At 65.5% G+C, this 8,434-nt stretch carries 10 protein-coding genes and 1 riboswitch; of the genes, 5 read left to right on the top strand and 5 right to left on the bottom strand.

The features are described from left to right. Positions 1 to 101: 101 nt before the first annotated feature. On the bottom strand, positions 102 to 878 hold the full coding sequence (locus R2N11_RS24770; protein ID WP_199026998.1) for an NAD(P)H-dependent oxidoreductase: 777 nt from the start codon (positions 876 to 878) through the stop codon (positions 102 to 104). Between the two features lie 85 nt (positions 879 to 963). On the opposite strand from R2N11_RS24770, the gene R2N11_RS24765 reads away from it, so the two are divergent. Next, positions 964 to 1,857 carry a LysR family transcriptional regulator gene (locus tag R2N11_RS24765; protein WP_316682747.1) on the top strand — a complete coding sequence of 298 codons (894 nt, stop codon included), beginning with the start codon at positions 964 to 966 and terminating at the stop codon, positions 1,855 to 1,857. Positions 1,858 to 1,885: 28 nt separating this feature from the next. Here the strand turns inward: R2N11_RS24765 and R2N11_RS24760 are convergent, their stop codons facing one another. Continuing rightward, positions 1,886 to 2,524 carry a LysE family translocator gene (locus tag R2N11_RS24760; protein WP_316682746.1) on the bottom strand — a complete coding sequence of 213 codons (639 nt, stop codon included), beginning with the start codon at positions 2,522 to 2,524 and terminating at the stop codon, positions 1,886 to 1,888. Positions 2,525 to 2,578: 54 nt separating this feature from the next. Continuing rightward, entirely contained in the window at positions 2,579 to 3,025 is a 447-nt protein-coding gene (locus tag R2N11_RS24755) for a helix-turn-helix domain-containing protein (protein ID WP_316682745.1), read from the bottom strand. Between the two features lie 74 nt (positions 3,026 to 3,099). Between R2N11_RS24755 and R2N11_RS24750 the strand changes: the two genes are divergently transcribed. Continuing rightward, the gene (locus R2N11_RS24750; RefSeq protein WP_316682744.1) at positions 3,100 to 3,966 is read left to right on the top strand and encodes a class I SAM-dependent methyltransferase; all 867 of its coding nucleotides are present in this window, start codon (positions 3,100 to 3,102) and stop codon (positions 3,964 to 3,966) included. Continuing rightward, positions 3,959 to 4,465, top strand: a complete 507-nt coding sequence (locus R2N11_RS24745) for a DUF2938 domain-containing protein (protein ID WP_199026988.1) — start codon at positions 3,959 to 3,961, stop codon at positions 4,463 to 4,465. Before R2N11_RS24750 ends, R2N11_RS24745 begins: the two co-directional genes overlap by 8 nt. Positions 4,466 to 4,483: 18 nt before the next feature. Here R2N11_RS24745 and R2N11_RS24740 read toward each other — a convergent pair whose 3' ends face one another. Both R2N11_RS24740 and R2N11_RS24735 read right to left on the bottom strand, forming a co-directional pair. After that, positions 4,484 to 4,939, bottom strand: coding sequence for a hypothetical protein (locus R2N11_RS24740; RefSeq protein ID WP_316682743.1), 456 nt, complete (start codon positions 4,937 to 4,939; stop codon positions 4,484 to 4,486). A 166-nt stretch (positions 4,940 to 5,105) separates the two neighbouring features. Then, entirely contained in the window at positions 5,106 to 5,552 is a 447-nt protein-coding gene (locus R2N11_RS24735) for a GNAT family N-acetyltransferase (RefSeq protein WP_199027023.1), read from the bottom strand. Positions 5,553 to 6,100: 548 nt separating this feature from the next. Then, a riboswitch (cyclic di-GMP riboswitch) is annotated at positions 6,101 to 6,192 on the top strand. Positions 6,193 to 6,348: 156 nt separating this feature from the next. Here R2N11_RS24735 and R2N11_RS24730 point away from each other — a divergent pair. Both R2N11_RS24730 and R2N11_RS24725 read left to right on the top strand, forming a co-directional pair. Next, positions 6,349 to 7,110, top strand: a complete 762-nt coding sequence (locus R2N11_RS24730) for a spherulation-specific family 4 protein (RefSeq protein ID WP_430715475.1) — start codon at positions 6,349 to 6,351, stop codon at positions 7,108 to 7,110. Between the two features lie 228 nt (positions 7,111 to 7,338). Beyond that, positions 7,339 to 8,421, top strand: coding sequence for a calcium:cation antiporter (locus R2N11_RS24725; protein WP_316682741.1), 1,083 nt, complete (start codon positions 7,339 to 7,341; stop codon positions 8,419 to 8,421). Positions 8,422 to 8,434: the final 13 nt, after the last annotated feature.

Raw genomic sequence — 8,434 nt, 5'->3', positions numbered from 1 at the left:
CAAAAAAAAAAATTGACCCAACAACCCCCCCGCCGCGCCGCCCAAAAGACAACCGGCCCCCCCCCCCGACAGTGCAAGCCGCAAATTGTAGCGCTGGCCGTCTAGGCGATGTGCGCCGCAAAGCCCGATTGATCGGGTGCCACTTCCGCACGCAGCGTGAGCGCCGGGATCTCATACTCCCCCGCGTTCTGCCGGCGGAACGGAATCGGCTCGGCAGTGAACAACGTATCGAGCCGCTCGCCGAGCGCCTGGGTGGTCTGCGCAAACCGCGCATCGTCCATGCGACCGGCGCGGAACGTCACGAACGGCGGCACTACATCAAAGCCTGGGTAGTACAGGATGCCGTGCTGGATCGGGAACAGGATGTCGTCGATCGGGCCGTTGATGCCGCGCGGGCTGTAGTGTGACTCCCAGCCGCCCGCGGTGACGATCAGCATGGCTCGCTTGCCGGCCAGTGTGCCTTCGCCGTAGCGGTCGCCCCAGTGGGTGTCGGAGTGCTCGCCCACGCCATAGGCAAAGCTGTAGGCATAGACGCGCTCGACCCAGCCCTTGAGGATGGCCGGCATCGAGAACCACCACATCGGAAACTGCAGGATCACGGCGTCGGCCCAGCGCAACTTGGCCTGCTCAGCGGCAATGTCGGCGGTCTGAAAGCCGTTCTGGAAAGCGTGCTTCGAATCGAGCGACGCATCAAAGTGCGGGCCAATCGGCGCGACCGTGCTGTCACCGGCATCGCGCTGGGGCTTCCACTGCATGGCGTACAGGTCTGACACCTGCACGGTATGGCCGGCCGCTTCCAGATGCCGGACGGCAAAGTTCTTGAGGGCGCCGTTGAGCGATCTGGGTTCTGGGTGGGCGTAGACGATCAGGACATTCATGGCAGCAACTCCAATCTGAGAAGGCTCAAGAATGGTGGCCGCCGAGGTATATTGGAAATGAATAATCCATATTCCAGGCATAGCCATGAATAATCTCAGACGGCTGGACCTCAACCTGCTGGTCACGCTGGACGTGCTGCTGACCGAGCACAACGTCACGCGCGCGGCAGAACGGCTGAATTTTTCGCAGCCCTCCGTGAGCGTGCATCTGGCCAAGCTGCGCGACATCTTTGGAGACCCGTTGCTGCTGCCCGGCCCGCGCGGCATGCGCCCGACCGCGCGCGCTGAGGCACTGCGCGAGCCGCTGCGGCAAGCCTTGGAAGCGCTGGAACAGGCCGTCGCACCCGCCAGCCCGTTTGATCCGACGCAGGCCAACAACACCTGGCGCGTGGCCGCCACAGACTACGGTGAATCGACCATCGTGCTGCCGTCGCTCACCGCCCTGCGTGGCGCCGCGCCAGGCACGCGGCTGGCGATTCTCGAACTGGTGCCACCGCGCATTGAAAAGCAGGCAGAACAGGGGGAGATTGATCTCGCCTTCCACACCACGGATGGCGCTCCACCCGGCCTGCGCCGTCGCACCTTGTTCACCGAGCGTTATGTATTGGTCGGCCGTGCGGGGCACCCGCGCCTCAAGCGCAAGCCGACATTGGCGCAGTTCTGCGCGCTGGACCATGTGATCGTGTCGCCGGATGGCGGAGGCTTCTTCGGCGTGACGGACGAAGCGCTCAAGGCCGCGGGTGCCACGCGCCGCGTGGTGCTGTCGGTACCGCACTTCCTGTTTGTGATGACGGCGGCGGCAAGCACCGATATGGTGGCAATGCTGCCCGAGCGGCTCGTGCGCGGTGCCAGCGCACTACAGGTAGTCGAGCCGCCGGTGGAAGTGCCTGGGTATGAGATGTCGATGCTGTGGCACGAGCGGGTGCATCGAGACCCGGCGCATCAGTGGCTGCGGGAAACCGTGTCGAGGGCGGTGTAACCCGCCCCGGGGGCCAATCCGAGGGGCATTACAGCCCGGCCTTGGGCGCCGTCAGAATCAAGCGCAGCCCAAGCGCGGCAATCGCAACGGCGGCCACACGGTCTACCCAGGCCTTGGCGCGCAGATACATCTCGCGCGGCACGCGACTCGAAAAGCACAGCGCGACAATCGTGTACCAGCCGAACTCAACCAGGAACACCAGCGGCGGCAATACGAAATAGCACCACACCGGCGGATGCTGCGGCAGCAGCGCGGCAAAGATACTGCCGTACCAGATCGCCGTCTTAGGGTTGCTCATCTGCGTGGTGATACCCGTCCAGAACGACTTGTGCGCGCTGCCGGCCTGCGGTGCAACACGCTCGTCCATGGCGATGGGATGCTTGGCGCCGCGCCAGATCTTCCACGCAACATAAGTCAGGTAAGCGCCGCCGGCCATCTTCAGGCCGATGTAGAGCCACTCGACGGCTTGTAGCAGCGTGTAGAGCCCGGCCAGCGCCAGACCGCCGAAGAAGAGCGCACCCGCGCCCATCCCCAGCGCAGTGGCCAGACCATCGCGGCGCGACAAGCCGATGGCGTTGCGCGCCACCAGCACAAAGCTCGGCCCCGGGATCATCGCCCCAAGCAGCAATGCAACGAGAATGGCGAATACAGCAGCAGATGCGGTCATCGGGATCTCCTGGTTGGTTATGTGCAACTTGGGGTGCCGAATTGTCGCACGCCGCTAGCGCGCCCGCTGGCGCCGGGGACACGGCTCCGGGGTGCCGGCCGGCGCAATTGCGCCCGATGCGGCCGCCCGCACGATCCGCTGAAACGTCGGGCATTCCATGTGGCTCGGCGCGGGGCACACCGCCGCGTGCCGCAGGCCGTCGCGCATGGCGGTGAGCCGGCGGATCGTCCGGTCCAGCTCATCGGCCTTGGCGGCAAGCATCTGCCGTTCGACCTGCAACTGCCCGCCGGGCGCGAACATGTGGGCAATCTCATCGAGCGAAAAGCCCGCCGCTCGGCCCAGCGCAATCAACGCCAACCGCTCCAGCACGTCGGCGTGGAACTGGCGACGCAACCCGCGTCGGCCGGTCGAGACAATCAGCCCTTTCTCTTCGTAATACCGCAGCGTTGATGCGGGCACACCCGCGTGCTGCGTCACTTCGGCAATGTCCAGCGTGCTCACCCCTTGACCTCAAGTCGACTTGAACTTGCACAGTGTAGTCCTCGCGCCTGGATGGCGCGCACAGGACCGCAATCATGAAGACCACGCCCTCAAACGACGGCGCGCAAGCCGCCCTCTGGAACGGCCACGCCGGGCACGCCTGGGTTGCCACCCAGACAGCGCTCGACCAGATATTCCAGCCTCTTGAAGACCGGCTTGTTGAAGCGGTGAGTGCCCAGCGGGCGCAGCACGTGCTCGACGTCGGCTGCGGCACCGGCAGCACGACACTCGCCGTCACGCGCCAGCTTGGCGACAACGGTAGCTGCCTCGGTATCGACATTTCCGCGCCGATGCTGCAGACCGCCCGTGAGCGCGCACAGCGCGAAACAACACCCACGCGCTTCATTCGTGCCGACGCACAGACCTATGCCTTCGAACCCGCCGCCTTCGACATGATCGTCTCGCGCCTGGGCGTGATGTTCTTCGACGATCCGGTCGCGGCGTTCACCAACCTGCGCAGTGCTGCACGCGACGGCGCGGCGCTCTGTTTCATCGCGTGGCGTGGCCCTGCCGACAACCCGTTCATGACCGCTGCGGAACGCGCGGCGGCGCCGCTGATGCCGAACCTGCCGCCGCGCAAACCCGGCGCGCCTGGGCAGTTCGCCTTTGCGGACCGCAGCCGGATGACCTGCACCCTGGCCGCCAGCGGCTGGACCGACATCGACATCCAGCCCGTCGACTTTGCATGCACCCTGCCCGAGCGGGATTTGGTGCCCTACCTCAGCCGGCTCGGCCCCGTCGGGCTGGCGCTGCAAGAGGCGGACTCGCAAACGCGCGTGCGCGTGATCGATGCAATGCGCACGGCGTTCGAGCCCTATGTGCACGGCACAGAAGTCCGCTTCACCGCTGCGTGCTGGATCGCCCGCGCATGCGCCGCGCGCGTGGAGTCGGCACATGACTGAGACCACACGCACACTGCTCTGCGCGCTGCTGATCGGCGCAGGCGCCACGGTCGTCATGGACATCTGGGCCATCGTCCGGCAACGGCTGCTTGGCGTGCCGCCGTTGGACTACGGCTTGGTCGGGCGTTGGCTTGGCCATCTGGTCCGGGGGCGCGTCCGGCACCATCCCATTGGTGGTTCAACGCCCATTGCTGGCGAACGCGTGATCGGCTGGACTGCCCACTACGTGATCGGCATCGCTTTCGCGGCCATGCTGTTGGCAGGGTGGGGGCTCGACTGGGCGTGTCATCCGACGATCAGCCCGGCGCTGATCGTCGGCATTGGCAGCGTGGTGGCGCCTTTCTTCGTCATGCAGCCCGCCATGGGTGCCGGCATTGCGGCCAGCCGCACGCCGCGCCCTGCCGTGGCGCGGTTGCACAGCGTGGTGACACACGCGGTGTTCGGTCTGGGCCTGTACGTGACCGCCCTGGTGGTGAGCGTAGGGCGGCACGTCTGCTGACTCATCACCGCAACAGGCCTACTTGCACTGCGTCTTGTTGATCGAAATGCTATTTAGGTCACCCGCCGCATAGAGCGCCGGCACATTCGGGTCACCCGCGCCCGTCATGGCAGCGTTCAAATTGGCCAGCGCCAGCAGGTGACCCGCTTCACCGCTGGAGAAGTTTTGCTGCGCCGACTTGGACGCGCCGTACATGCCATTGCACAGCAGGGCCTTGCGGAAGATTTGCAGCACCGCAACGCGTGCGAAGTAGGTTTCGCGCCGCTCCGCCGCGTTGGCAGGTGCGTGGTTGATCTTGGCGTAGTTGTTGACGCATTGCGTACCAAGAATCGGGTACGCATCCTTGATGCCCTCACACGACGCGACGGTCGCGGGCGGGTCAGCCAATGCGGCCGTCGATGCCAGCGAAACGATCAGGGACACCACCGCCAGCAGCGCGATGCGGACGATCAACAGGTTCGAGCGGGTGTTCATTGCAGGTTCTCCTCAGTCGGTTAAGCAGATGGACGCGCAGCGGCGCGAGACCGCGCTGCGTGGACTGAAGATACGTGTGGGTCGCGTGGCGGCGGAATGCGCCAGACGTCATGGCGGCGGCCAGAGGAAAGATGGCACGGGCCGGGCCGCCGAGCTCCGTGTTGCCCTATCGCAAGTCACACCGCATGCACAGCGCCGAGGAGCGCTCCGCATTGCGGAAGACCATCGACGCGCGCACTTCCGTCGGCACCTTCTCCGCCGGAAACAGCGAGAAACCCCAGCGTGCGAAGTACGAAGGTGCAGTCGTCGAGAGGAGATACGCTTCGCGCGCGCCTGTGCCGCGTGCGCGCAGGAGCAGCGTTTCGATCAGCCGGCTGGCGATGCCGCGGTCCCGGTAGATGGGGTCGACCGCCACCGAGCGGACCACGATGGAGCGGCCGCCCTGCTCTCCCGCCACGCAGCCGATGATGCGGCCCATGTCGAGGGCCACGTGAAAGGCGTCGATGCTGCCCTGGGTATCTTCTGCGGGCAGTCCGCAGCGTCTGAGGAGCGCGGCGACATCGCTCCAATCGTCGAGCGAAGCCTGGCGCAGATGAATGTCGTCGGTCTGCATGTGGACGTGGTCTCCGGGAGCGCGCATCGCCTGCGATGCAATGTCTGCGGCGCGCTTCTATCGTCATGCGGCAACTGTCGCCGCTCCCTTCATCAAGCCTTTTAGGGTGTGAGGCCACCGTCAAATAGGTGAGCGCCCAGACTAGCATCCGGACTTGGTCAGCATAAAGAAACCCGTGCGCTGCCTAAGGAAATGGGGCGAAGAAAAACACCAGTCTGGCGCACTCACATCACACGCCCCCGCACCACGCAAACGAATTCCTATTCGGTTTGCGCCCACGCCCGGAGAATGGCGCCGCAGGCAATCCGGGCATTCCCGTCCGCCGTCATCCCCAGCTGAAAGGCGCCTGCGGATTCACCATATGATTCGCGGCGCTGGTTGATGCGCGAAATCTATGAATCCACGCACGGCGTCAATGCTCTGTTTCGCGTAGGGGCGCGGTGCGTCGGTTTCCGACAACGCTCTCGGGCATTCCCCGCGCATTTGCGCAATCTATGTTTGCCGCCGGCACGACGCCCCGGTAGAGTTTCCGGCTAATGGGCATGCGCCCAGAGGTTTGGCAAAACCGGAGTGATCCGGCGACGCAAAGCTATAGGGGCTTCCAAACGGTGAACCGCCTGGAAGTCAGCCAGTTGCCCGCTGACCCGCAATGGCGGCGGGCCAATTGACGGATGCAGACGACTGCACCGTCAGGAGGCATATCATGAAAAAGACAGTCACGGGGGGGCTCGCGCCCGCATTGGCCACGCATATCGTGGTTCGTTCGGTGGCACGTTCGGTGGCACGCTCAGCACGTATGGTCGGGTCGGCCATCGCCTTTGCGGCATGCGCGCTGGCAGGTGCATCGCACGCCAGGGCCGAAGGCCTGCTGGTGCCGGCCTACATCTACCCATCCGGCAGCGGCGCCACCCAGTGGAACACGCTCGCCACCACGGCGCAGTCGGTACCGACCACCGTCATCCTCAACCCCAACAGCGGCCCGGGCACCACGCAAGACCCGAACTACGTTGCCGCAGTGGCAAAGGTACACGCCGCGGGCGGCAAGGTGATCGGCTACGTGTCGACTTCGTACGCAAAGCGGGCGTTGTCGGCCGTGGTGCAGGACATCCACACCTATCTGGCGCTGTACCAGGTCGACGGCTTCTTCATCGACGAGATGACCGCCGACAGCGTGACCGCCCACGTGCAGTTCTACCAATCGGTCTACAACTACATCAAGGGCCTGTCGCCCGCCTACACCGTCACGGGCAACCCGGGCACCAACGTGCCGGAAATCTACGCCAGCCTGCCGGTGGCAGACCAGATCGTCACGTTCGAGGACAGCGCGCGCAATTACACCAAGTACGCGCCGCTGGCCTGGCAGGCCAACTACCCGGCCAGCCGCTTCGCGCATATCGTGTACGCCGCATCAGCCACACAAATGCAGACCTTCATGCGCGGCGCGTCTGCCAAGGGCGCGGGCAGTGTGTATTTCACGTCCAAGACGCTGCCGAACCCGTACGGCGCACTGCCGAGCTATTGGAGCCAGGAAGTCTCCGCAGCAACCCCCGCCAAGTGATCCTGGCAGGTTGACGCGCTCGGCAGCCATGCTGGGCGCGTTCGGGTTGACCGCCACCTGGCGTGCGCTTTGACGGCCAGCGCGCAGGAGGTGGCAGCCCCCGCGCTGTCACAGGCCGTGACAGGCGAGGATAAGTCGGTCGCGGCGCATGCTATATATGTAGGCCACTCCGAATCCACGCCCTTCGCTGCCCACCGGTGGCGTTGAGACAACAACAAGGAACCCTCCATGGCCGTCACTTCCAACAAGCTGCCCCATTGGACGATCGCCGCCCCGCTGCTCGCGTGGGTGGTGCTGGTGGCCGGCACGCTCATGACACCTCCCGGCTGGTTGATCGCGCTGATGGGGCTGGCGCTGGCCGGCGCCGTCTTTGCCGCCGTGCACCATGCCGAGGTGGTCGCGCACAAGGTGGGCGAACCGTTCGGCACGCTGGTGCTGGCCATTGCCGTGACCGTGATCGAGGTGGCGCTGATCGTGTCGGTCATGTTGTCATCCGGGCCTGAGAAGGCCGGGCTGGCGCGCGATACGGTATTCGCGGCGGTCATGATCATCTGTAACGGCATCGTCGGCCTGTGCCTGTTCGTGGGCGGCCTGCGGCACCGCGAGCAGGCCTTTCAGGCGCCGGGCGCCAACGCCGCGCTGGCCGTGCTGGCCGCGCTGGTCACGTTGACCATGGTGCTGCCCAACTACACCAGCTCCACACCCGGCCCGATCCTCACCTCCTCGCAACTCGGCTTTGCCGGGGTGACATCACTGGTGCTGTACGGCTGCTTCGTGATCGTGCAGACCATCCGCCACCGCGATTACTTTCTCGCCGACAGCTCTGACGAAGACGTGCATGCACCGCCGCCCCCGGCGCGCGTGGCCGCGTTCAGCGCCGTGCTGCTGATGGTGTCCCTGGTGGCAGTGGTGGGCTTGGCCAAGGTGCTGTCCCCCTTCGTGGAAGCGGCCATTCTGAACGCGGGCGCACCGGCAGCAACGGTGGGGATCGTCATTGCCGCGCTGGTGCTGCTGCCCGAGGGGCTGGCTGCCGCACGCGCCGCCAACGCCGACCGCATCCAGACCAGCCTGAACCTCGCGCTGGGCTCGGCACTGGCGAGTATCGGGTTGACCATCCCCACGGTGGCCGCCGTGTTCATCTGGATTGGCCGGCCGCTGGAACTGGGCCTGGGGCCGAAGGAGATGGTCCTGCTGTTCCTGACCCTGATCGTGTCAGCGCTCACGCTGGGCAAGGGCCGCACGACGATCCTGCAAGGCGTGGTTCACCTCGCGATCTTTGCGGCCTACCTGTTCCTCTCGATCGTGCCCTGAGGGCGGCACGATC

The sequence above is a fragment of the Ralstonia flaminis genome (genome assembly GCF_958415495.1).
GTDB classification, from domain to species: Bacteria; Pseudomonadota; Gammaproteobacteria; order Burkholderiales; family Burkholderiaceae; genus Ralstonia; species Ralstonia flaminis.
Note: the sequence above shows the minus strand (reverse complement) of the source record. Positions and strands in the feature narration are given on the sequence as shown.